We start from the raw sequence: 23,404 nt of genomic DNA on the forward strand, positions 1-23,404 counted from the left end.
TGCAGCTTGCAGCTCAAACCGAAGGTTTGAAAAAAATGCGATATATCAGTACTCGCGGGCAGGCCCCGGCCCTGAATTTCGAAGAGGTCCTGCTGGCCGGTCTGGCGACCGATGGCGGTCTGTACGTCCCGGAAAACCTGCCACGTTTCACTCAGGAAGAAATCGCTTCCTGGGCCGGCCTGCCGTATCACGAACTGGCCTTCCGGGTGATGCGTCCGTTCGTCACCGGCAGCATTCCGGATGCCGATTTCAAGAAGATTCTCGAAGAAACCTACGGCGTGTTCGCCCACAGCGCCGTGGCGCCACTGCGTCAGTTGAACGGTAATGAATGGGTGCTTGAGCTGTTCCACGGCCCGACCCTGGCGTTCAAGGACTTCGCCCTGCAACTGCTCGGTCGTCTGCTCGATTACGTGCTGGAAAAGCGCGGTGAGCGCGTGGTGATTGTCGGTGCCACCTCTGGTGACACCGGTTCTGCGGCCATCGAAGGCTGCAAACACTGCGAAAACGTCGACATCTTCATCCTGCACCCGCACCAGCGAGTATCTGAAGTACAGCGTCGGCAGATGACGACGATTTTCGGCGAGAACATCCACAACATCGCCATCGAAGGCAACTTCGATGACTGCCAGGAAATGGTCAAGAACAGCTTCGCCGACCAGAGCTTCCTCAAAGGCACGCGTCTGGTGGCGGTGAACTCGATCAACTGGGCGCGGATCATGGCCCAGATCGTTTACTACTTCCACGCCGCACTGCAGTTGGGCGGTCCGGCGCGTTCTGTATCGTTCTCGGTACCGACCGGCAACTTCGGCGATATCTTCGCCGGCTACCTGGCGCGCAACATGGGCCTGCCGATCAATCAGTTGATCGTCGCGACCAACCGCAACGACATCCTGCACCGCTTCATGAGCGGCAACCAGTACGTCAAGGAAACTCTGCACGCCACGTTGTCGCCGTCGATGGACATCATGGTGTCGTCGAACTTCGAGCGCCTGCTGTTCGACCTGCACGGTCGCAACGGTGCGGCGATTGCCGGCCTCATGGACTCGTTCAAAAAGGACGGCAGCTTCAGCGTCGAGCAAGAGCGCTGGACCGAAGCGCGCAAGCTGTTCGACTCGCTGGCGGTGGACGACGCACAGACCTGCGAAACTATTGCTGAAGTCTACGAGCAGAGCGGCGAAGTCCTTGATCCGCACACCGCAATCGGCGTCAAAGCCGCGCGCGAATGCCGTCGTAGCCTGGACATTCCGATGGTGATCCTGGGTACTGCCCATCCGGTCAAGTTTCCTGAGGCAGTAGAGAAAGCGGGTGTAGGAAAAGCGCTCGAACTACCTGCACATCTTTCTGATTTGTTTGAGCGAAACGAGCGCTGCACGGTTCTGCCAAACGACCTGAAAGCCGTGCAAGCCTTTGTCAGCCAGCATGGCAACCGCGGCAAGCCACTTTAAGCCAGTAAAAGCTGTCACATTTTGAAGCCCGTCTCCTGACGGGCTTTTTTGTTTCTGCTGCCACACTGCTCGGGTTTTCACCCACGAAGGACGGGTGAGTCGATCACGAAGGAAATGGCAATGCTGTTTTACAGAGGTTTGAAACCGGCACTGGGCTGGTTGTTTTTGTTGGCGGTGCTGGGGTGGACACACAGCGCCATGGCAGCGCAAATGGCACTCGATCAGGCGAATGTGCAGGTTCATGTGCAGCCTGTCGAACTGGACGCGCAGGAGCGGCAATGGATCCGCGACAACCCCAAGGTAACGGTGGCGTCGGTGCAATACCCGCTGTATCTGTTTCAGGACGAGCACGGGCAATGGAGCGGTCTGAACAATGATGTGCTCAAGCGCGTCAGTGCGATGACCGGGCTGCAATTCGAACATCAGGAATCATTTTCCACCGATCACATGCTCGAACGCCTGCAAAGCGGGGTTGCGGATATCAGCACGACGTTGGCGATGAGTGACGATCGAAGACTGTTTCTTGATTTCAGTCATGCATTCGGCGGGGCGGGCTGGGTGTTCGTCGGGCATGCCAGCGCGCCGAGCGTCGAGTCTTTCGAACAACTGGCGAAACGCGTGGTGGTGCTGCCAGCCCGCCATGCGCTGGAAGATGTAATCCGGCGCGATTATCCCTCGATTCAAATACGCTCGGTGAAAACCTACGCCGAAGCGCGGGCACTGGTCGAGAGCGGTGAGGCCTACGCCACGATCGAAAACGAAATCGGCGCGCAGTTGTATCCGTTGGGCATGCTCAAGGTCGGTGGTCTGGTGGAGGGCAAGTGGGAAGCCGATCACCTGGCTGTACGAAAAGGCATGCCGGAGCTGCTGAGTATTCTCAACAAGGCGCTGGAAGCTTTCCCTGCTGCGGAGTTGCGGGCGATTCGTCTCAAGTGGCTGGAGGGCATCTCGCCGACGCCCGTGCCGTCAATCTGGCAGCGATTGGTCGAGTGGGCATGCTGGGTGATGGGCGTGGTTGGTGTTTTCGGAATATTGTCGCTGGTCTGGAGCAGGCGTCTGGCGGCGGTGATCAAGTTGCGCTGCGAAGCGGAAAAGGAACTGGGCGATCAATTGGCCTTTCAGCACGCCCTGATCGATTCCATGCCGGATCCGGTGTTCGTGCGCGACCTGCAGGGACGCCTGATCATCTGCAATCGCAGCTACGAGGAGGCGCTGTCGGTGCGCCTGGACCAAATGCTGGGACGTATGCTGGTCGAGGTTGATGCATTGCCCGAAGCCACCGCGCGCATGCTTCACGACGAGTTCATGGCGCAATTGCAGACTCGCAAGTCGCGCTTCAGCAAGCGAGAGTTGCTGTTCAATGGCGGGCCTCGTGAGGTCTATCAGTGGACGGTGCCGTTTTACAGCGGTGACGGTAAATTGCGCGGTTTGTTGGGTGGCTGGACCGACATTACTCAGCGCCGGACCGAGAGCGGGTGCAGATGTCAGCAGTAAGAAAGGAAACGTCCTGCAAGACGCGACTACTTTTCTTATGGGAGGCTTAAGACGCCTGCCCTAGAGTGAACGACAACTGCGGTGAGAGTCCGCGATGATCGCTCCAGAGGTCGCCCATGCGCTCGCTTAAAGTCCTGATTCTTGAACCCAACCCGTTCCAGCTGATGGCATTGCATCAAATGCTCAATGCCATAGGCATCTACGATGTATTGACCGCGCCTTCGCTGGCGTCAGCCTTGAGTTCACTGGGGCATCGCGGCGCGGTCGATATCGCCATTTGCGATCCGCAGCTCAAAGGTGGCGATGGGCTGGCTTTGATTCATCATCTGGCGGCGCACCATGAGGCGCGTGCCCTGATTATGCTGGGCTCGGTCGCGCAGAGTTTGATGAGTGATCTGGAGCCGCTGCTCCGCCAGCAACGCCTGCGCCTGCTGGGACGGCTGCAAACGCCGGTTTCGGCGGTGTTGATGAGAGGTCTGCTGGACAGTTATCTGATCACCCCGCAGGAGCTCATCGAGGCCTGAAACCGGCGAATATTTTTCTGTCATCTTCGCCGTGCATGCTCTGTCAGACGCGGACCCGCAAGGTCGGGACGCGACAGGCAGAACTTTCTTCTCGGGCCGGTGGTCATTTAATGTGAACACGCCCCAGGCACTGTGTTTTCGGACTATTGAGTGGAGATCGAGATGGAAAGTATCAGTCTATTGCTCGGTGAGGCTCTGAGCCCGTATCAGGTGACGCTGACCCCTCGCGGCAGCCATGGTGAATGTCTGGTGACGCTGAAGAACAGCAGCGGCGCCATTGTGGTGGAACGCGAATTCAATCAGGCCCAGTTGAGCGACAAGCGCTTGCTGACCGATGTGGTGGACGGCCTGCACCGTGACGTGATGATCGCTGAAGGACGGCTGGAACCTTGCGTGATTGCTGCGTTGCGCAATGCAGCTCTGGACAAGCGTCCGGCCCTGTAAAGATGAAATATTTTTTGTGGGAACCTTCCTGCATCCCTGTCAGTCAGACCCCATAACAGCAGGATCAAGCATTGTGCTCCGGTGCTTGTCGCTTGCTGCTACGGGTCTCGAAGCAGACCCCGTTTAACCCCGAGTCGTCTCCCCACTTCTCGGGGTTTCTTTTGCCCGGCGTTTGCGCAGTGCGCGGTTTGTTGCTTGAAAAACCGAAGCGCCCGGTGGTGCTCAGATGGCCCCGTCTTCACGCAGCCGAGTGATTTGCGCCGCGTCGTAGCCCAGATCGCCAAGCACCTGCGCATTGTGTTCGCCCAACTGCGGCCCGACCCATTCGGATGAACCAGGGGTTTCGGAAAGTTTCGGCACGATGCCGGGCATCTTGAAGTCCTTGCCGTCCGGCAACTTGGCATGCAGGAACATCTCTCGCGCCAGATATTGCGGATCGTTGAACATGTCTTCGGCGCTGAAGATCCGGCTGACCGGTACGTCGGCCTGATTGAGCAAGTCGAGAACAGTCTGCAGCGGTAAGGAATTGACCCAGCGATCAATCACGCCATACAACTCGTCGCGGCGACCGTCGCGGCCATCGTTGCTCGCCAGCGCCGGATCATTTGCCAGATCTTCGCGACCGATCACCTGCATGAAGCGTTTGAAGATTGCATCGCCGTTGGCGCCGATCTGCACGTGCTTGCCATCGGCGCTGGTATGAATCGAAGAGGGCGTGATGCCCGGCATGATGTTGCCGCTGCGTTCGCGGATGAAACCGAACACGTCGAACTCCGGCACCATGCTTTCCATCATCGCGAAGATAGCTTCATACAGCGCAACGTCGACCACTTGGCCCAGCCCGCCGTTGACCTCGCGATGACGCAGCGCCATCAACGCACCGATCACGCCCCACAGCGCGGCAATCGAATCACCGATGGAAATCCCGGTACGCACCGGCGGCCGGTCTTCGAAGCCGGTGATGTACCGCAGACCGCCCATGGATTCTCCGACCGCACCGAAACCTGGCTGGTCTTTCATCGGCCCGGTCTGACCGAAACCGGACAGGCGCACCATCACCAGTTTCGGGTTCAGTGCGTGCAGGGTTTCCCAGCTCAGACCGAGTTTTTCCAAGACGCCGGGGCGGAAATTCTCGATGAGGATGTCGGCCTCGCCCAGCAGCTGTTTCAGGATCGCCAAACCGTCGGGGTGTTTCAGATTGAGGGTCAGCGACTTCTTGTTGCGCGCCTGGACGAACCACCACAACGAGGTGCCTTCGTACAATTTGCGCCACTTGCGCAGGGGATCGCCGCCGTCCGGCGATTCGATCTTGATCACCTCGGCGCCGAATTCGCCGCAAATGCGCGAGGCAAACGGCCCGGCGATCAGCGTACCCAATTCAATGATTTTCAGACCCGAGAGCGGTTTGCTGGTGAACGGCATGCGAAATCCTGTAGGACAAGGCTGAACGGATACAGGGTTTTAACATAGCCGGCTGTCAGACGCCGCAGCTGGATTGCCATCAATTCGATGATTGCCTGTGGCATCGGTTAGACTTGCCGACTTTCCTCGTATCAAGAAGCCCGTTCATGGCCCAGCCGTCCACTACCTACAAATTCGAACTGAACCTCACCGACCTCGACCGCAGCGTCTATGAGAGCGTCAAGCAGACCATCGCCCGTCATCCTTCGGAGACCGAAGAACGCATGACCGTGCGGCTGCTGGCCTACGCGCTCTGGTACAACGAGCAGCTGTCGTTCGGCCGTGGTCTGTCAGACGTGGATGAACCGGCCTTGTGGGAAAAGAGCCTGGACGACCGTGTCCTGCACTGGATCGAAGTGGGCCAGCCGGATGCCGATCGCCTGACCTGGTGCTCGCGCCGCACCGAACGCACCAGCCTGCTGGCCTACGGCAGCCTGCGTGTCTGGGAAACCAAGGTGATCCCGGCGATCAAGAACCTGAAAAACGTCAACATCGCAACCGTTCCGCAGGAAGTGCTGGAGACCCTGGCCAAGGACATGCCGCGTGTCATCAAGTGGGACGTGATGATCAGCGAAGGCACGATCTTCGTCACCGACGACCGCGGTCAGCACGAAGTCCAGTTGCAATGGCTGCAAGGTGAGCGCGGCTGAGGTCGCGACATCGCTGATATTTCCCACGAATCAAAGAGAAGCCTCCGTCGCCCCATGCGTATCGAACCTCGTCAACTGCCTGCCACGCTGCCTTTCCTCGGTGATCTGCCGCCACTGCTGACCCGCCTGTACGCGGCGCGGGGTGTGCAATCGGAAGCGGAGCTGGACAAAAGTCTGGCGCGCTTGATCCCGTTCCAGCAGCTCAAAGGCATTGATGCGGCGGTTGACCTGCTGGTGACGGCATTGGAGCAACGCCAGCGCATTTTGATCGTCGGCGACTTCGATGCGGACGGCGCCACCGCCAGCACTGTCGGTGTGCTCGGTCTGCGCCTGCTGGGCGCGGCGCATGTCGATTATCTGGTGCCGAACCGTTTTGAATACGGCTATGGCCTGACACCGGAAATCGTCGAAGTCGCACTGACCCGTGAACCGCAACTATTGATCACCGTCGATAACGGCATCTCCAGCGTCGAAGGCGTCGCGGCGGCCAAGCGCGCCGGACTGAAGGTGTTGATCACCGACCACCACTTGCCCGGCGATGAACTGCCGCAGGCCGATGCGCTGGTCAATCCGAACCAGCCGGGCTGCGAGTTTCCGAGCAAGGCGCTGGCCGGCGTCGGGGTGATTTTCTACGTGTTGATGGCTCTGCGCGCGCGACTGCGCAGCCTCGGCTGGTACGAGAGCAAACCGCAACCGAACATTGGCGAACTGCTCGATCTGGTGGCGCTGGGCAGCGTCGCCGATGTGGTGCCGCTGGATGCCAACAACCGCATTCTTGTGCATCAAGGGCTGGAGCGGATTCGCGCCGGCCGGGCACGGCCGGGGATCAAGGCGATCCTCGAAGTCGCCAAGCGAGAGGCTGCGCGGATCACTTCCACCGACTTGGGTTTTATTGTCGGCCCGCGCCTGAACGCCGCCGGGCGTCTGGACGACATGAGCCTGGGCATCGAATGCCTGCTCACCGCCGACGCCAATCTGGCGCGGGAAATGGCTGCGCAACTGGACGGCATGAACCAGGATCGCAAATCCATCGAGCAGGGCATGCAGCGTGAAGCGCTGGCGCAGCTCAAGGATCTGCCGGTCGAATCGATGCCGTTCGGTCTGTGCCTGTTCGATCCGGAGTGGCATCAGGGCGTGATCGGCATCCTCGCCTCGCGCATGAAAGAGCGCTATTTCCGCCCGACCATTGCTTTCGCCGATGCCGGTGATGGCTTGCTCAAGGGCTCCGGGCGTTCCGTGCAAGGCTTCCATATTCGTGATGCGCTGAGCGTGGTCGCAGCGCAGCATCCGAACCTGATCGCCAAGTACGGTGGCCACGCGATGGCGGCCGGTCTGACCTTGCCGCAGGAGAATTTTCCGCTGTTCGCCGAGGCATTCGACGCTGAGGTGCGTAGGCAACTTCGCGAAGAAGACCTCACCGGGCGCATGTTGTCCGATGGCACGCTGGCCGTCGAAGAATTCCACCTCGAACTGGCCCGCGCCTTGCGCCATGCCGGGCCATGGGGTCAGCACTTTCCGGAGCCGCTGTTTCACGGTGTGTTTCAACTGGTCGAGCAGCGCGTGGTTGGCGAACGGCATTTGAAAGTGGTGCTGAAAAGCGAATGTGGCTCGGTGAAGCTCGATGGCATCGCGTTTGGTATTGATCGCGATGTGTGGCCGAACCCGACGATTCAATGGGTTGAACTGGCTTACAAGCTCGACGTCAACGAGTTTCGTGGCAACGAGACTGTGCAGTTGATGATTGCTCATATCGAACCGCGTTAAGCCATTCGCGAGCAGGCTAGCTCCCACATTGAAATGCATTTTGCTGTGGGAGCGAGCCTGCTCGCGAAAGCGTCCTTTCACACACTGAATTACTCTGAACCCTCCGTCATCCCCCGTTGTCGACTAGGCTCTAAGCACTGCTTGATTGGCCTTGTGACGTCTTGTCGAATTCTTGCCCGCGGGGGCGGGCGCTGTACCCTTTTTCTGTCACTCGTCGACTTTTCAAACAGAACCCTGGAGCCTGCCCACTGATTCGAGAGGTGCCCCATGAGTCTGCTGCTTGAACCCTTTACCCTGCGCCAACTGACCCTGCCCAACCGCATCGCCGTGTCGCCGATGTGCCAGTACTCCAGCGTCGATGGCCTGGCCAACGACTGGCACCTGGTGCACCTGGGCAGCCGCGCGGTGGGCGGTGCCGGTCTGGTTTTCACCGAAGCCACGGCGGTTACCGCCGACGGGCGTATCACCGCCGAAGACCTTGGCCTGTGGAACGACGAACAGATCGAACCGCTGCAACGCATCACTCGCTTCATCACCGCCCAGGGCGCGGTCGCCGGCATTCAGCTGGCCCACGCCGGGCGCAAGGCCAGCACCCACCGGCCGTGGATCGGCAAGCATGGCAGTGTCAAACCCGAGGATGGCGGCTGGACCCCGGTCGGGCCATCGCCGATTGCTTTTGATCCGCAACACACTCAACCGAAGCAGCTGGATGAGGGGCAGATCGCCGAAGTGATCCAGGCCTTTGTCGACGCGGCCAAACGCGCGCTGACGGCGGGGTTCAGCGTGGTCGAGGTGCATGCCGCGCACGGCTATCTGCTGCATCAGTTTCTTTCGCCGCTGAGCAACCAACGCCGCGATCAGTACGGTGGTTCGTTCGAGAATCGTATCCGTCTGGTGCTGCAAGTCACTGAAGCGGTGAGGGCGGTATGGCCGGAGGAATTGCCAGTATTTGTCCGCGTCTCGGCGACTGATTGGGTCGAAGACGGCTGGAATCCGGATGAGACCGTGGAACTGGCGCGTCGCCTTCACACGCTGGGCGCCGATCTCATTGACGTGTCTTCAGGAGGGACAGCTGCCAACGCGGAAATTCCGGTCGGACCCGGATATCAGACGCGCTTTGCCGAGCGGGTCCGCAAAGAGTCAGGCATTGCCACCGGTACTGTCGGAATGATTACCGAGCCTGCCCAGGCCGAGCACATTCTGCGTACCTGTCAGGCCGATATCATTTTCCTTGCGCGCGAACTGCTGCGCGATCCGTACTGGCCGCTGCACGCCGACGATGATCTCGGCGGGCGCAAAGCAGTGTGGCCTGCACAGTATCAGCGCGCGACCCATCGGGATCAGCCGATTCATGAATCGGATTTGCGCGATTGATTGAAGGCTGGAAAGCAAAAGCCCCGAGCCAGTGATGGCCGGGGCTTTTCTATTCGGCAGAAGTTTGCGTTGTCCAGGCGGGCCTCTTCGCGAGCAGGCTCGCTCCCACAGTAGGAATGCGAACCCCTGTGGGAGCGAGCCTGCTCGCGAATGACGCCAGAACAGCCGCCTTAGAACCTCAAGGGTATTTACGCTTGTCCGGCGCCGGCGGGAAGTACTGGTACAACCAGGTCTCGCTCAACGTGCGGTCATTGGTGCGAATGAACAGGCGCAGTTCCACTGGCTCGACACTGTCATTGGTCGGATACCAGTCGAACAGGATCCGATAACCCTTGATGTCATCCAGCACCAGCACGCTGAAGTCCTGCACCTTGCCGTTGGAACAGGTAATCACTGGCTCGATCCCGGTGCCCTGTGGCAGGCGCTCAAGGCCGCCACCGGTGAAGTCCACGGCAAAACGGCGCGCCCAGACTGGCGGGTAGTGCTCACCCGGCGCCCAACCCTCGGTGAAGCCGCCCATGCCCGAACGCGTCGCGTGCACTCGCGCCAGTGGCGTGCCGACCGGTGGCAGCGCGCTCCAGTAGAGCTTGTACCCGTAGTTCAGCGAATCACCGGCAGCCACGGGTTTTTTCGGCGTCCAGAACGCGACGATGTTATCCAGCGTCTCGCCGGTCGTAGGAATTTCCAGCAGATCGATAGAGCCTTCGCCCCATGCGGTTGTCGGCTCTACCCACAGGCTCGGGCGCTTGCTGTACCAGTCGACAGTGTCTTGATAGTTGGCGAATTCGTGGTCGGTCTGCACCAGGCCGAAACCCTTCGGGTCCTTGTCGGCAAATGCGTTGAATTGCAGCGTCGCCGGGTTGTTCAACGGACGGCAGATCCACTCGCCATTGCCGCGCCACATCGCCAGGCGATCCGAGTCGTGGATTTGCGGGTGAATGGTGTCGCACATGCGCCGTTCGTGGGTGCCGCAGCTGAACATGCTGGTCATCGGCGCCACGCCCAGTTGTTCGATGGTGGTGCGAGCGTTGATGTGCGCGTCGATTTCCATGACCACGCGCTCGGCCTGGCAATCGATGTCGAAGCGATAGGCGCCGGTCGCGCTCGGCGAGTCGAGCAGGGCGTAGACCACAAAACGCGTGGCGTTCTTGTCAGGCGTCTCGAACCAGAACTTGGTGAAGTCGGGAAACTCTTCGCGCTTCTTCGCGTAGGTATCAATGGCCAGGCCGCGCGCGGAGAGGCCATATTGGCCAGTAGCATCGACCGCACGGAAATAGCTGGCGCCGAGAAACGACACCACGTCATGCCGATCCAGCTCCGGTGCCTTGAACAGTTTGAAGCCGGCAAAACCCAGGTCGCCCTTGAGCTGCTGGGTGTCGACCGAAGTGTTCTCGTAATTGAACAGCGCCGGGCGGAAATGCACCTCGCGCGCCATGCGCGTCTTCGGATCAACGCTGTACATGCGCACCGGTTGGCGGAAACCCATGCCGACGTGGAAAAACTGTACGTCCAGCTGGCCTTTGTTTTCCTTCCACAGGGAATGCTCGCCGTCGTAGCGGATTGCGTTGAAGTTCTGCGGAGTCATGGTCGCCAGGGTTGGCGGCAACACCTGTTTCGTATCCTGATAGGCATTGCCGGCGAGCTGCTTGGCCTGACGCTTCAACGACTCGAAATCGAAGGCCTGAGCCTCGCCATCGGCGGCGCCGCCATTGGCTGCCCAAGCGCGGGCGGCCAACAGGCCCGACGCGGAAAGACCGGTGTAGGCCGCAATGGCCATGGACGCTTTGAGCAAATTCCTGCGGTGCATAAATACAACCTGTCGTGTGCAATCCGGCGCCGTTCCTGGCACCTGTCGGATCGGAAATTACGGTTCGGTCATGCCTTCGGCCAAACGCAACGGACTATAAACAGATGCCCGCTAGCTTAATCGGTTCGATTGTCGGGCAAAAAGGCTTGTTTGCGCTGCGTCATCTGGCAATGAAACAAGACATGTCTGTAATTTTTCTGACAGGGTTCTCTGATTTAGAGGGCATATCTGCTTTTTTCGATTAATTACTCTAAAAACCACTTTTCAACGCCGATTTAATTCCTATTCTATGGGCAAGACCGGATACAAGCCTTCGTGCCGGCGGGGCACACGACGCTGCTCGAAGAGGCAGGGCGATGTGAGGTTCAGCAGTTTCTTGACTCAATAGAGAAGGACATCGTCCATGGCAAAAATACAGGGCATCACCGAAATGTTGGGCATCTTTCCTTGCTTGGGCGGCGGGCGCAGAAGACGCCGTCTCAATTCCGAGGAATTGAAACTGGTGGAACGTTATCGAGAGCTATCGGAAAGCGACCGGATCGCCATGCGCTATCTGGTGGATGCGATGCGGAGTGTTTCGCGGTTTTAAGGAGGAGGGGAGAAGGGGGCAGGTCGAAAGGCCTGCTCCTTTTCATTGGGTAACGCTCGGAACAAGCCCTTTTGAGTGGCGAGCAACATCTCGAAGCACACTCGCGGGGCGGGTCCGGGCACTTTCGAACTAGGCTGAGGGCCTTAGATCCGGATAACCCTTGTTTGGAGACGGAACATGAACACCCGTGGATTGCTCGATCAACTGCTCAAGTCCGGGCAGGAAATGCTGCAGAACAAGGCCGGCGGCGCTTCCAGCAAATCGGCTGCCAGCGGGCTTGGCGGCTTGCTCGGTGGCTCGTCAGGCTCCAGCGGCCTCGGCGGCCTGCTCTCCGGCGCGGGTGGCGGCGCATTGGCCGCAGGCGCGATGGGCCTGCTGCTCGGCAATAAAAAGGTCCGCAAGGTCGGCGGCAAAGTCGCGATCTACGGCGGCCTCGCCGCGCTGGGCGTACTGGCTTACAAGGCCTATGGCAACTACAACGCCCAAAAAGGCAGCGCACCACAACGCGAACCGCAAACCCTCGACCGCCTGCCCCCCGCGCAAGTCGAGCAGCACAGCCAGGCAATCCTCAAAGCCTTGGTCGCCGCCGCCAAAGCCGACGGCCACATCGATGAACGCGAGCGTGAACTGATCGAAGGCGAATTCACCAAACTCGACAACGACCAGGAACTGCAACACTGGCTCCACGCCGAACTCAACAAACCCCTCGACCCCACCGACGTCGCCCGCGCGGCGAGCACGCCGGAAATGGCGGCGGAGATGTACATCGCCAGTGTGATGCTGGTGGATGAGGAGAATTTTATGGAGAAGAGCTATCTGGATGAACTGGCACGGCAGTTGAAGCTGGAGCCGGGGTTGAAGGTGGAGTTGGAGAGGCAGGTGCGGTTGGCCGGGGCGGATAGCGTGTAATCGTAGTGGCGATCGCCGGGCATCAGCAGGCGGTTGCCCTTTTACGTTAGCTAGACTTTCTGCGTTTCAGTAGTTTCCGTAACGGCGTTGAATCGACCTTTGTCCCGATGGCGGACATTGCTCTTGCGGCTGGCTCTGCATATTTTTGGTACTAGCCGCGTAATAGAGCTGGCAAATAGATCACTAGCAATCGGTGATTAGCGCACTGACTTCGTCGCCAGATCGGTGTTATTCAACAGTCGACCGTTGAGGTATGAGTCGGCGGGCCTGCCGTCGAGCAAGTTTCCTTCTGCTAGAAGTATTTGAATGGGTATGTGTCTCCCGTGATTATTATTGAATCTTTTTCTGTATATACGCTGTTGATGTTATTGATAACCAATTGTGGGTTGGTTGGGTTTTGAAAAAGATGATAGAAGAGTTCGAAGTATAGATAATCTTCGATCAAATTTGCTGCTAGATTTGGATGGGTGTTGAGAAGTTCGTTAAAAGTCGGGTAATCAACTGTCGCAAGCTCTGGGATGTCCACATAGTCTTGCACGGTATCGTCAATCCTGCATTCCGAAATAAACGTGTCTGCAATGATTTTAAACTCTCTTGAAAAGTCGCCGAGTTTGATTTGCAGTATGTAGGGCTGAGTCTTGATCGTGACCGCCTCTCCGAATCCCAAGCTTCTATAAGATACGGTACTTGGATTGACTGCGTTGCCCGAGCACTTAAATATCATGGTTTTGCTTTCGCTGTTATCGGTTTGGTTGTCGAGATTTTTTTACCCGAAAGAAAACTCTTTTGTACTACAGGCCTGAGGCTTTTCCCAAGTTAATTGCATCCGCATCGGCAGCGACTGCGCACTGCTTTAGCGTAGTGGGTTGCTCTAACAAATTTTGTCATCGATTGGCAGCGCCGCTACACCCTATGGCTTAGCCAATGTCAGGTCCACTGCTTTCCCCCATATACTCCTAATATGTGAAGCCTGCATCAGATTTGTTTAACTTTATGCAGCGTGTGATCTAAGATTTTGTCAAGGTCGCTCCAGGTTTTGGCGGTGTCGGTGTATATCGGAGATTCCCAATCTCGATTTGCAATTAATGAAATTCTAAAGGCACCATTTTTGTCAAATTCTGGATACCATCCGATGTCTAATATTTGTTCGTTTGGGAATGCTGCCTGTAAGAGGTCCTCTTTCAGGCTCTCTGAGATGAGTGCTATGTCGTAATTGATTAGGTTGGATAGTTCGTCGAAAATTACTTTTCCGCCGAGATGTATTATTTTTTTTAATTTCATGGTTTTTTGCTTTTAATTGTGAGAGTAAGGAAAGGGGGTGTATTCGGTTTGTATAAAATAAATCTGTCCTCATTTCCCGCTCTTTTGCTCTTTTGCTTTTTTGCTCGGTTCCCTTTTGCTCGTTATTTTTCTACTAAAGGCTATAATGAAAGGCCACGTATTTTTGTGGTTGAATACCATGTTGTAAAAACTTTATTTTTAAGTACTCAATAATCTTATCTAATTCAGGGTTTCTGATATTGTCGTGATGGTTATACCAATTGGTGATGCATGCGATCGCATCTCTGAATGGTAAAGTGACGTGATTATCCATGAACTCGAATGCAATACCTGTAGTTAAATAGGTGGGTATGTTTTCTCGGTCGGCATCGGTGCTGATGTATATACCAGACATCTCTATTCCGAATTCTTGTGAATGAAGAAGGCTCTGGAGCGCTTTGAGTAGGAAGCTGGAGTGGTTGCTTGAAGAGGACTCTAAGAGATCTAACAGCAATTGTGAATTATGTTTTCTTGAGAGCTGCTAATATTTATATTCATAGTTATTTCATTGTTGGGTGGAAGTGGGTGACTGTGGTAAAAGTTTCATCAAGATAGATTCTGAAGGTTATTCCGTCATAAGAAGCACTGTAAGCTCGGTTGCCATCGGATCGGGCTTAGTGGTAGTCCTTGGCGGCCGCTTCTCTGCCTGTTTTGAACATTTTATCTGTAGAAGTTATATATGGATCGTACATAGTTTTGGGCTGCCAACCTCTTTTATGCCGACTGCTTGGCCTGTACGATCCAACGAGTCTCGTCCGTAAGTCATTTCAGATAGCCCGAGAATTTTTGGGTGTTGAGTTTCTGAAAGTAACGGTTCTCGGCGCTTTCCATGCTCAGTTGCGACTGACGTCGACTCCACGAAAGTTGCCATTGGCTTCTTAGCTGTAGCGACATTGAGAAGAACCTTTGTCATGCACCAAAGAATGACGGTTTTCTACTTGCGCACTGAAATACTAGGTGCGCTTTTTATGCTCTATTCAGCGTTCATAATTTTTCTATAGCTTTCAAATGCCTCGATGCATTTTTCATCTTCGTTAACCAGTTTTTCATAAAAGCTGTCGTCATCAGCCCATTCGCAAAAAACGAGCTGTGTTTTGATTTTGTTGTTATATGTGTGTTGTGACTTAAGGACCCAGTGAGACGAGATTTTTCTTTCAGTGATTTCAAAAAAATCTAATGCGAAAGGTTTAGGGTATTCATCATAGGACTCTGAGCATATATAAACCCAAGGGTAATTGTCCCAGAGCTCTATACCGTAAACTATATATTCTTTTCCAATTTCTATATCTAGTTCACTGTCGCCGACAGAGATATAGCGCTTCAGTCTTGCTGCAGTGTCTAGCGTAAACCTTTCGTCTATTCTATTTGTTATGCATTTGACTTTCATTTGATTTCAAAATACCCGGATGGTACGGATGGGGCGTTACCCTACGGTTTTATGTCGTCGATACTATGTTTTTGTGGCTGGTCAATGACCGATGGGGACAGATTTATTTCATTAGAAAATAAATCTGTCCCCATCGGTCGTCTCCATCTGTCCTGTCCCCATTTGTTCTATGGTTTCCGTGTATAAATTATGTCAGCTTGGGGTTTTGAAGCTCTAAACAGCTCCGTCATTGTGGTAGGCTTTGATATTAGTTATGAATATTGCGCTAGCACTGCAGGCAAAGTTGCATAGCGTGTTGATTGTTGTCTTTATCTCGTAATTGTTGTTGTGTTTTTTTATTTCTAGCTCTAGTGGTCCGTAGAAGCTGAAATTTATAATCTCCACCGTTGTTACACCGTTAATGATTAAGTCAAATGTGTATTCGTTATATCCGTTTTTTATCCATTTCTCTGGATAGCTGTTGCCTGTGAGATGGCTGAATAGCTTTAAGGTTATTGCGTTGTCGCTAAATATGGCATGAGAGATACTAAGGTTTGTTGGTGTATAACCATTTCCGAAGATGGCTAGCCATTGTTTCTTGTCTGAAATGAAATCTGTCCACATTTTAGTTACTCGAAAACATAATGGGTGGAGACACTTTTTAGGTGGAAGGTCCTGTTGCGGTCTGCATTTCCGGTTTTGGGGTCATACTCTCTTACATTGAAATGCGGTTTATGCGAAGCATGGTCGCTTGGGAAATCTTCATGCCCATACGAGTGTTCCTGAATTACAACGCGCTCATTGTCAATATTTTTATAATGATATTCCCTTGTATAAACAATATTGCCATCTGCATCGAGAACATTTTGCTTTCCTACTCCATGTTCACCTATTTTTGTAAGGGCAACATGGTTGACTTCCATTGGTTCAGCTGACATGGGTATTCTCGCATCACGTTTTGCGTCTTGAAATGCAGCTCTGCGCGAACCATAGAATTTGTCTTTTCTCGTAAATTTTGTTTGGCCTGGGCACCCGTTCAGCCCCAACGGATCCACCCACCCCGTAGGGTTAGGCACGTACTGGTAGCTATTCAACCCACCCGCAAGCTTGATCGGATCAGGCGTCAAGAACCGTCCAGTTCCCGGATTGTAGTAGCGGTGGCGGTTGTAATGTAACCCTGTCTCGGCGTCGAAATACTGCCCTTGAAAACGCAGCGGATTATCGATTTCGCTGACATCCAGCGCTGCGAGATTGCCGTAGGCGCGGTACTTCGCCGACCACATGATTTCGCCACTGTAGTCGGTGAGCTCTTGCGGAGTGCCAAGGTGGTCGAGTTGATAGTAGAACGGGGCAGCCTTTAGTGGGCCTTCGCCGTCGAGCATCGCCAACGGGCGGAAGCTGCCCGGCTCGTAGATGTAGCTGCGATAGCGATTTTCTGCGCTTTCGGCGATCAAGCGTTCGCCTTGCCAGAGAAATTCAGTGGTGTGGCCGTCGACGGTTTTCTCGATGCGGCGACCGAAGGCGTCGTATTTGTAGGTTGCAGTGCTGCCGGCTGGCAGACTCACGCCGATCAGGCGATGCTGGCAGTCGTAGCGGTATTCGGTGACGAGCTTTTGGCCGTTGCCGCGACGCTCTCGGATCAGGTTGCCGTAAGCGTCGTAGTCGTAGTGGCGGTCGCCTTGCATCAGTAGGCGGTTGCCTTTGACGTTTGCGAGGTTCGCAACGGGCAGGTCATTTTGTCCGAGGAGGTTGCCTGCCGGGTCGTGAGCGAAGCTCTCTGGCATGGCGCCGCGTACGCTGATCAGGCGATCCAGCGGGTCGTAGTGATAGCTGCGGTTGCCTTTGCGGCTGTCGTCGATGCCGGCAAGGTTGCCATTGGCGTCGTATTGGTAGCGGCGCTGGAACAGGTGTTCGTCCCGTTGGCTGACGCTGTGCGCTTGCAGGCGACCCTGTTCATCGTATTGGTATTGGCTGAGCAGCAAGCCTTGTTGACGTTGTAGTTCGCGACCAGCGCTGAATTGGTGACTGGTAAGGCGCGAACCGTTCAGGTCGATGCTGCTCAGCCGTCCACCGGACAAATGACGGTAATCGAGCGTGCAGCCATCGGGCAGACGGCAGTGGCTGAGCTGACCGACTTTGTCGTAAGCGTAACGCGTGGTGCCCCAGCCCTGATGTTCGGTGATCAAGCGATCTTGCACGTCGTATTCATAAGCGAGCGGCCAATGGCCGTCGTCGACATTTACCAGGCGACCGAGTGCGTCGTAGCTGTAGTGAATTTCTTCGCCATCGGGCAGCGTCTTGACCAGCAAACGGCCTGCGGCATCGCGCAGGTATTCGGTAACCAGTTCGCTACCGTCGTCACCGAACTCGGTTTTCTTCAGCAGTTGGCCGTTCAGGTCGTACTCGTACGCGGTGCGTCGACCATCGAAACCGGTTTCCTGCTGGATCAGGCCGTTCGGGTAATAATCGAGTTGATAGCGTTCGCCGCGCTCGTTTTCGATCTCGGTGAGGTTGAGTTGCGAGTTGTCGTAGCGATAGCGCAGTTGGCTGCCGTCGGGATTAATCCGGCGGCTGACGAGGTGCAGGTTGTCGGCGTATTCGTAGCGGGTGATCCGCCCGAGCTCGTCGCGTTCGGCGGTGACGCGGCCATACGGGTTGTAGGTAAACGCACGTGTGGCGCCGCCGGGAAGGGTGACCTGAGTGAGGCGGTCGGCGGCATCCCATTGGTATTGGGTGATCGCTCCGAATTCATCCTGGCGAGTGATTTGCCGGCCGAGCGCATCGTAGCGATACTTGCGTTGACCTCCATCCGGCAGGCGTTCTTCCAGCAATTGGCCGAGGTTGTTCCAGCCCAGTTGATGACGACTGCCGTCGGGGTGGCGGATCTCAAGCAAGCGTCCCTGACGGTCATAGCTGTAGAAGGTCTCGTTGCCGTCAGGATCGGTTTGTTGGGTAATATCGCCCTGGCGGTTGCGTTCGTATTTCCAGCGGGCCTTGCCGCGCTGGACATCAATAAGTTGACCGTTGAAGTAGTTGTAACGCGTCGGAACACCTTCCGGGGGGATCACCGCAATCAAGCGTCCGGCATCGCTGTACTGATACTCGGTGATCGCTCCCATCGGGTCTTTAACGGCGATCAATCGGCCGTTATCGTCATAAGCGTTCTGCGTCTCTCCACCGTCGGGTGCGGTCTCACTGACCAGGCGTGCATTTTCGTCATGCACATAGACCAGCTCACTGCCGTCAGCGTTATGAACAATGACCGAGCCTTTATCATCCCACTCGTAACGTGCTTCCATCTGCGCGTAATTGGCCCAATGACGTACGCATCGGGACAGCTTGCCTTCACGCTCCCACTCCCAGAAGAAGCTGGCCCCTCCGGCCATTTGTCGCTCAAGGATGACGTGCTGATCGTTGTAGCGGTAATGCTCGGTTTCGCCCATCGCATTGGTGGAAGAAACCAGTTGATTGAGTGCGTTGTATCGGTAGGTGACGAGGGTATGAATCGTCAGCCATGGGTCTTGGCGTTCGCCGCGTTCATCGTATTCGGGGCGTTGTTGCTGTTGGTCGACAGCAACGATGTGTCTGTCTTCGTAGCGCAGAAAAAGGGCGCGCCCTGCGCCGTTATCTATGCGCTGGATACGATCAACGAAGTCATAACTGATGTGCAGACGATTTTCGTACGCATCGCTGATCGCGGTCAGTCGACCGGCACGGAAATGGTAAAAGCGTGTTTTTGCCCCGGCTTGGGTCAAAATGAGTTCGCCGGGTTCATTGCCTAGATAAATTGCTGCCTGAGCCAGACTGTTAGTGATGGCCGGCCGCTGTTCCGTGGGCATCGGGAAACGGGTTTGCCGGTTCTCGTTGTCCGTCCACAGCACACCCTCATCGTCGATCTGCAAGCGATGAGACAGTGAATGACTCCAGCCATAGCCGAGGCGGCTATCAATTTCGACTGCACTGCTTCGGTATAGGCGTGTCCACTCAAAAGGCAGCAGGCCACCCAGCTCCCCATCGGTGAGCGTCAGTAGCTCTTCACCGGTCACCATCGATACTGGTTCGCCGTCTGAGCATGTGTCGTCGACGCATTGTGCTGGTTTTTTCGCTGGGTTCTTCGGCTGTTCGGGGGCGTTGTCGACGGCCTCTACCTGCTCGATCCGTGAGGCTGGCTCATCTTTTTTACGGGTTTGAATCTGCGCATCGGATTCCACTTTTCCATCAGTGACCGGTGGCTTGCTCTTCGGAGCTGTCGCGGTTTCGGCAGGTTTGGGAGCGGCAATCTGAGCATCCGCTTTGCGTGCCGGATTGAATTTCGAATCACCATTGAGTAGCAATGGCTTCGATGCTTCGGTATGCGGCGTCGCTTTGGACTTGCTGACTTTCATCAACATGCCGGTGAAGTCTTCAATCAGCTTTATGACTTTGCCGCTGCTTTGTACCCCTTTGACGGCTTTTGTACCCACGCGTACGGCCAAGCCAAGACCACCAGTCAAAACAACGCCGATCAAAATGTTGAGCAAGAACTCTGTCGACATTTGCGCCAGCACTTCGGTACAGGTCTGCGGCGGCAGCATCTTCACCCAGGCCACGATGGCCGCGACGTATATCCACATCAACGGCTCATCGCTCGCGATCAATAAAGCAGTGTGAATAGCGTCGGCAGAGGCGTCGTAGATCTTCTTGATCTGTTCTTCAGTGAAAAAGTTTTTCAGCTTCTCGTAGTTTTCGCGAGGATGGGCAATGAGGTCGTAGAGACTTTTGATATCGCCCCATAAGCCCATGATCGCTTTCATGAAGCCTTCCCAGGCCGCTTCCAGTTCCTGCAACGCGCGACCACCAAGTGAGGCATCGGTGTGCGCCTGCCATAGCGGCAAGAAGCTGGTGCTCCATTCGGTTTGTAGCCAGCCACCCAGTTCGCCGATCACACCTTGGTAGGAGTTGAATAAACTGTCGATCTGGGCACGCGTAGGATTCGGGAAGAAGGTGATTTTGTATTGCTGATTGGGAGTAAGGCCTGAAACTTCAAGAATCCCTGATGCATCAATGGTTTTATTGATGGTCGGGCCAACTTCGTTTTTGCCGATGAAGCGGCCATTGACGACCGGTGTCAGTTGAACTGGCGTATTGCCGATCGGCACAAAGCGCGCGGACTCAAAACTATGGATCAACACCAGCTTGCCGTTCGCAGGACAGTTGGCATAAAGGGTATTTTCCTTCTTGCTGTCCTTGTCAGCCGTGCCAACTTCGTCACCGACTTTGAATTGCTGCTCCGCATCCAGAATGCCGCCGTACCAGGCTTCGGCATGCTCGCGGTAATCCTTCAGGCACTTCTTGAAGTCGTTGATGATGGCCTGAGCATCGGGTTGTTTTGCTGTGAGACCACCAACGATCCCGCCCATTAAAACGCTCATACCACCACCTCTTTTTCCAGATAGGCCTTCAACAGCCCGGTAAAGTTTTCTTCCGTGAGTGGCGTGCGTTTAACAAAGCGCGCCACTTTTTGTTTCAGGTTCGATTCGGGAAAGGAGAAATACAGATCGGCGTGTTCCTCTTGCAACCACTGCATCATGTTGCCGATAACGGTCGATGGATTTTCTGCCATTAACCCCTCCAACAACCCCTTCGGCACCTCCCACCACGGCCAGTCCCGCACCTTCGGCACCACCCGCGTGCCCACTTCCAGCGCCTGCCCATTGATCAGATACCGCTCAAACACCGGCAGCACCTCTCCGGCCTTTTCCCCCAGCCCCTGCAGGATCGGATAAATATGCCGCCCATCCCAAAACCGGAAAAACACTTCAGTGCCGTCCGGCATCTTCACCTGCGTCAGGCTGCGCAGATGTTCGAACACTTCGTTCGGTTCTGAACGCGACACCCCCAGCCAGCCCCAGTCGAGGGCGTCGGTTTCGGCGATCCAGGGCAGGAAAGCGGAGTTGGCTTTGAGTTCGGTGAGGTAGGGCATCACCGGTTGCCAGGTGGAGTAGGGCGTGCCGCCCCAGATCGGGATGAGCTGGGCGGTGGGTTCGGTGAGGTACAGGGTTTTCAGGGCGTCCGCGTCGCTGGCGGCGCTGACGATCAGGTACAAGCGCTCGCCGCTTTGCAGCGGCTGTTGCGCGAGCCAGTCCTTGGGGGAGATTGGTTCAGATGGCACAGGCACCTGCCTTGCATTTTTCGCATTCTTCACAGAACGGCGCGTTACGTTTGAGGGTGTTGATTTGCGCCGGGGTCAGGACCTGGCCGGCCCTGTCAGCGTCGGCTTGTTTCAGCACGCCGGGCATCAATGGCGCGGCGCCCGTACCAACGCCCGGGCTACCACCAGAGTTCATGTTGATCACCGGCCCGCTCAGGGTCACGCCGCCAGCATCGATCTTGATAAAGCTGCCACCACCCACCAGCGTGAGTTCGGCACCCGCTTCCATCACCACTTTCATGCCGCTGCTCAGGTGGATCTCTTGCCCTGCGTCGATGAACTGCCCGGTGCCGATCTTGATGTGCTGGTTGACGCCGACGGTGAGATGGTCGTTGGCGCGGGTTTCGACTTTGCGGTCGGCGTAGACGGTGTGGTGTTCTTCGGCTTTGAATTCCGTGTAGCTGTTTTGCTCGACGGTGTCGTGGCGTTCGTTGCCGACGCGGATTTTCTGGTCGTGCTCGATGTTTTCGTCCCAGTCGCGCTGGGCGTGCAGGTAGATTTGTTCCTGGCCTTTTTTGTCTTCGATGCGCAGTTCGTTGTAGCCGCCACCGCCCATCGAACTCAGGGTTTTGAAGGTGCTGCGGGTCTTGTTCGCCGGCAGTTCATAGGGGACGGTGTTTTCCTTGTGGTACAGGCAGCCGCTGATCAGCGGTTGATCGGGGTCGCCTTCAAGGAACGTGACCAGCACTTCCATGCCGATGCGCGGGATGGCGATGCCGCCGTACTGGGCGCCGGCCCAGGCGCTGGAGACGCGCAGCCAGCAACTGGTCTTGTCGTCGGCCTGGCCTTCGCGGTCCCAGTGAAACTGGACTTTGACCCGGCCGTATTCGTCGCAGTGGATTTCTTCGCCTTTCGGGCCGGTGACTACTGCGCTCTGGCTGCCGAGGATGCGCGGTTTCGGATGGCGTAGCGGCGGGCGATTGGGCACGTCCCACGGCGTGGCCTGGAAGCGGTTGCGGTAACCCTGATGGAAATCGTCTTTCAGCGCGGTGGTGTCGCTGGTCACCGACTCCTCGAGCACTTGCGGTTGCTTGCCTTCATGCAGGACTTCAGTGAGCAGCCACAGGTCGTTCCATTTGGCTTTCGGGTGTTCGGTCAGGGCGAGGAAATGGCCGCTGACCAGCAGTGGCTGATCACTCTTGCCTTCGGCCAATTGGAAGTCGCTGCGATGGCGTTCGAGGGCGCGTTTGGCCAGGTGCTTGCCGCGCTCGCGGTCGATGAAACGGCCCGGGTAATCGTAGTCTTCGAGGTCGGGCAGGGCGTCGCCACGGTTTTCGCTTTCCAGGGTCAGGCGCGGTTTTTCGAAGTCGTAGTCGCGACGGGTGGTGCGGCTGGTGCGGGTTTCCAGGCGCAGGTCGAAGCGCTTGATCACCGGGTTGCTGGCGACCATGCCGGAGTCTTGCTGATAGGGCACAGGGGCCAGTTTCGGGAACACCGTCTGGTCGTCGCCGAACACCAATTTGTGCGCGTTGGCGCTGTGCTGGAAGTGGAAGTGAATGCCTTCTTCCTCGCACAGGCGCTGGATGAAATGCAGATCCGACTCGTCGTATTGCACGCAGTAGATGCGCTCGGGATAGATCGAGCCGATCTTGAATTCGTAGGCGTTGCTTTGAATGCCGTGCTCTTCGAGCACCATGCCGATGATTTTCGGCACGCTGAGGTTCTGGAAGATGCGCTGGTTGATGCGGTGCGCCAGGTACGCCAGTTGCGGGCGCAGGGTCACCGAATAACGGGTCAGGCGCTTGCCGGAATCGCCTTGCGCGGCGCGGTAGATCTGCCCGTGAATGCCGCTGCCGTCAGGCGACAGCTGCAGAAAGGCCGGTTTGTGCAGCAGGGTTTCGAGGTCCAGCGACGGCTGCTCACTGACCAGCTCCACCTCAAAGACAAAAGGCTGGCTGATGGCTTCCCGGCCGGTCAGGGTGAATACCTGAAAATCGGCGGAAAGCCCTTCGATGGTCAGGGCAAAGTGGGTTTCATTGGCCGGCGCGAACATCCCTTGTTCCTCGTGCTGTACAGCGGCGCCCGTCGACGGCCGCAAAAAGCGGCTCAACGTACGCGAAATTCTGG

At 56.3% G+C, this 23,404-nt stretch carries 16 protein-coding genes; 9 read left to right on the forward strand and 7 right to left on the reverse strand.

All coding sequences use genetic code 11. The features are described 5' to 3' along the window. The first annotated feature begins 35 nt into the window (after positions 1-35). From thrC to HU724_RS06040, 4 genes are all read left to right on the forward strand, one after another. Entirely contained in the window at positions 36-1,445 is a 1,410-nt protein-coding gene (thrC, locus tag HU724_RS06025; RefSeq protein WP_133334902.1) for a threonine synthase, read from the forward strand. Between the two features lie 120 nt (positions 1,446-1,565). Next, positions 1,566-2,939, forward strand: coding sequence for a transporter substrate-binding domain-containing protein (locus HU724_RS06030; RefSeq protein ID WP_133334904.1), 1,374 nt, complete (start codon positions 1,566-1,568; stop codon positions 2,937-2,939). Positions 2,940-3,055: 116 nt separating this feature from the next. Beyond that, positions 3,056-3,463 carry a response regulator gene (locus HU724_RS06035; RefSeq protein WP_133334906.1) on the forward strand — a complete coding sequence of 136 codons (408 nt, stop codon included), beginning with the start codon at positions 3,056-3,058 and terminating at the stop codon, positions 3,461-3,463. A 162-nt stretch (positions 3,464-3,625) separates the two neighbouring features. Next, on the forward strand, positions 3,626-3,907 hold the full coding sequence (locus HU724_RS06040) for a DUF3509 domain-containing protein (RefSeq protein ID WP_016771530.1): 282 nt from the start codon (positions 3,626-3,628) through the stop codon (positions 3,905-3,907). Positions 3,908-4,129: 222 nt separating this feature from the next. Here HU724_RS06040 and HU724_RS06045 read toward each other — a convergent pair whose 3' ends face one another. Continuing rightward, on the reverse strand, positions 4,130-5,329 hold the full coding sequence (locus tag HU724_RS06045) for a CaiB/BaiF CoA transferase family protein (protein ID WP_186569436.1): 1,200 nt from the start codon (positions 5,327-5,329) through the stop codon (positions 4,130-4,132). Positions 5,330-5,475: 146 nt separating this feature from the next. On the opposite strand from HU724_RS06045, the gene HU724_RS06050 reads away from it, so the two are divergent. From HU724_RS06050 to HU724_RS06060, 3 genes are all read left to right on the forward strand, one after another. Next, positions 5,476-6,018: a YaeQ family protein gene (locus tag HU724_RS06050; RefSeq protein WP_186569437.1), complete on the forward strand. Its 543-nt coding sequence runs from the start codon at positions 5,476-5,478 to the stop codon at positions 6,016-6,018. 54 nt (positions 6,019-6,072) lie between these two features. Continuing rightward, complete coding sequence (gene recJ, locus HU724_RS06055; RefSeq protein ID WP_016771527.1) at positions 6,073-7,782, forward strand: single-stranded-DNA-specific exonuclease RecJ; 1,710 nt, start codon at positions 6,073-6,075, stop codon at positions 7,780-7,782. A gap of 267 nt (positions 7,783-8,049) precedes the next feature. Beyond that, positions 8,050-9,156: an NADH:flavin oxidoreductase/NADH oxidase gene (locus tag HU724_RS06060; protein WP_039759093.1), complete on the forward strand. Its 1,107-nt coding sequence runs from the start codon at positions 8,050-8,052 to the stop codon at positions 9,154-9,156. A 178-nt stretch (positions 9,157-9,334) separates the two neighbouring features. On the opposite strand, the gene HU724_RS06065 is transcribed toward HU724_RS06060, so the two are convergent. Continuing rightward, positions 9,335-10,963: a glucan biosynthesis protein D gene (locus tag HU724_RS06065; protein ID WP_064364377.1), complete on the reverse strand. Its 1,629-nt coding sequence runs from the start codon at positions 10,961-10,963 to the stop codon at positions 9,335-9,337. A gap of 403 nt (positions 10,964-11,366) precedes the next feature. On the opposite strand from HU724_RS06065, the gene HU724_RS06070 reads away from it, so the two are divergent. Further along, complete coding sequence (locus tag HU724_RS06070; protein WP_016771524.1) at positions 11,367-11,552, forward strand: hypothetical protein; 186 nt, start codon at positions 11,367-11,369, stop codon at positions 11,550-11,552. Positions 11,553-11,729: 177 nt separating this feature from the next. Then, entirely contained in the window at positions 11,730-12,461 is a 732-nt protein-coding gene (locus tag HU724_RS06075) for a tellurite resistance TerB family protein (RefSeq protein WP_073473601.1), read from the forward strand. Between the two features lie 975 nt (positions 12,462-13,436). Here HU724_RS06075 and HU724_RS06080 read toward each other — a convergent pair. From HU724_RS06080 to HU724_RS06100, 5 genes are all read right to left on the reverse strand, one after another. Then, positions 13,437-13,742: a hypothetical protein gene (locus tag HU724_RS06080; protein WP_186569438.1), complete on the reverse strand. Its 306-nt coding sequence runs from the start codon at positions 13,740-13,742 to the stop codon at positions 13,437-13,439. A gap of 1,012 nt (positions 13,743-14,754) precedes the next feature. Beyond that, positions 14,755-15,168, reverse strand: a complete 414-nt coding sequence (locus tag HU724_RS06085) for a hypothetical protein (RefSeq protein WP_186569439.1) — start codon at positions 15,166-15,168, stop codon at positions 14,755-14,757. Between the two features lie 608 nt (positions 15,169-15,776). Then, complete coding sequence (locus HU724_RS06090; RefSeq protein ID WP_186569440.1) at positions 15,777-20,558, reverse strand: RHS repeat-associated core domain-containing protein; 4,782 nt, start codon at positions 20,556-20,558, stop codon at positions 15,777-15,779. Continuing rightward, positions 20,555-21,298 carry a DUF4123 domain-containing protein gene (locus HU724_RS06095; RefSeq protein ID WP_186569442.1) on the reverse strand — a complete coding sequence of 248 codons (744 nt, stop codon included), beginning with the start codon at positions 21,296-21,298 and terminating at the stop codon, positions 20,555-20,557. Before HU724_RS06095 ends, HU724_RS06090 begins: the two co-directional genes overlap by 4 nt. After that, positions 21,288-23,330 (reverse strand): type VI secretion system Vgr family protein, encoded by a 2,043-nt coding sequence (locus HU724_RS06100; protein ID WP_217847182.1) that lies wholly within the window; start codon positions 23,328-23,330, stop codon positions 21,288-21,290. Before HU724_RS06100 ends, HU724_RS06095 begins: the two co-directional genes overlap by 11 nt. Positions 23,331-23,404 lie beyond the last annotated feature (74 nt).

The organism is Pseudomonas iranensis, assembly GCF_014268585.2.
GTDB lineage: Bacteria > Pseudomonadota > Gammaproteobacteria > Pseudomonadales > Pseudomonadaceae > Aquipseudomonas > Aquipseudomonas iranensis.

Coding starts and splice junctions, on each gene's coding strand:
- thrC (WP_133334902.1), top strand. CDS start 36: ATGCGATATATCAGTACTCGCGGGCAGGCCCCGGCCCTGAATTTCGAA.
- HU724_RS06030 (WP_133334904.1), top strand. CDS start 1,566: ATGCTGTTTTACAGAGGTTTGAAACCGGCACTGGGCTGGTTGTTTTTG.
- HU724_RS06035 (WP_133334906.1), top strand. CDS start 3,056: ATGCGCTCGCTTAAAGTCCTGATTCTTGAACCCAACCCGTTCCAGCTG.
- HU724_RS06040 (WP_016771530.1), top strand. CDS start 3,626: ATGGAAAGTATCAGTCTATTGCTCGGTGAGGCTCTGAGCCCGTATCAG.
- HU724_RS06045 (WP_186569436.1), bottom strand. CDS start 5,329: ATGCCGTTCACCAGCAAACCGCTCTCGGGTCTGAAAATCATTGAATTG.
- HU724_RS06050 (WP_186569437.1), top strand. CDS start 5,476: ATGGCCCAGCCGTCCACTACCTACAAATTCGAACTGAACCTCACCGAC.
- recJ (WP_016771527.1), top strand. CDS start 6,073: ATGCGTATCGAACCTCGTCAACTGCCTGCCACGCTGCCTTTCCTCGGT.
- HU724_RS06060 (WP_039759093.1), top strand. CDS start 8,050: ATGAGTCTGCTGCTTGAACCCTTTACCCTGCGCCAACTGACCCTGCCC.
- HU724_RS06065 (WP_064364377.1), bottom strand. CDS start 10,963: ATGCACCGCAGGAATTTGCTCAAAGCGTCCATGGCCATTGCGGCCTAC.
- HU724_RS06070 (WP_016771524.1), top strand. CDS start 11,367: ATGGCAAAAATACAGGGCATCACCGAAATGTTGGGCATCTTTCCTTGC.
- HU724_RS06075 (WP_073473601.1), top strand. CDS start 11,730: ATGAACACCCGTGGATTGCTCGATCAACTGCTCAAGTCCGGGCAGGAA.
- HU724_RS06080 (WP_186569438.1), bottom strand. CDS start 13,742: ATGAAATTAAAAAAAATAATACATCTCGGCGGAAAAGTAATTTTCGAC.
- HU724_RS06085 (WP_186569439.1), bottom strand. CDS start 15,168: ATGAAAGTCAAATGCATAACAAATAGAATAGACGAAAGGTTTACGCTA.
- HU724_RS06090 (WP_186569440.1), bottom strand. CDS start 20,558: ATGAGCGTTTTAATGGGCGGGATCGTTGGTGGTCTCACAGCAAAACAA.
- HU724_RS06100 (WP_217847182.1), bottom strand. CDS start 23,330: ATGTTCGCGCCGGCCAATGAAACCCACTTTGCCCTGACCATCGAAGGG.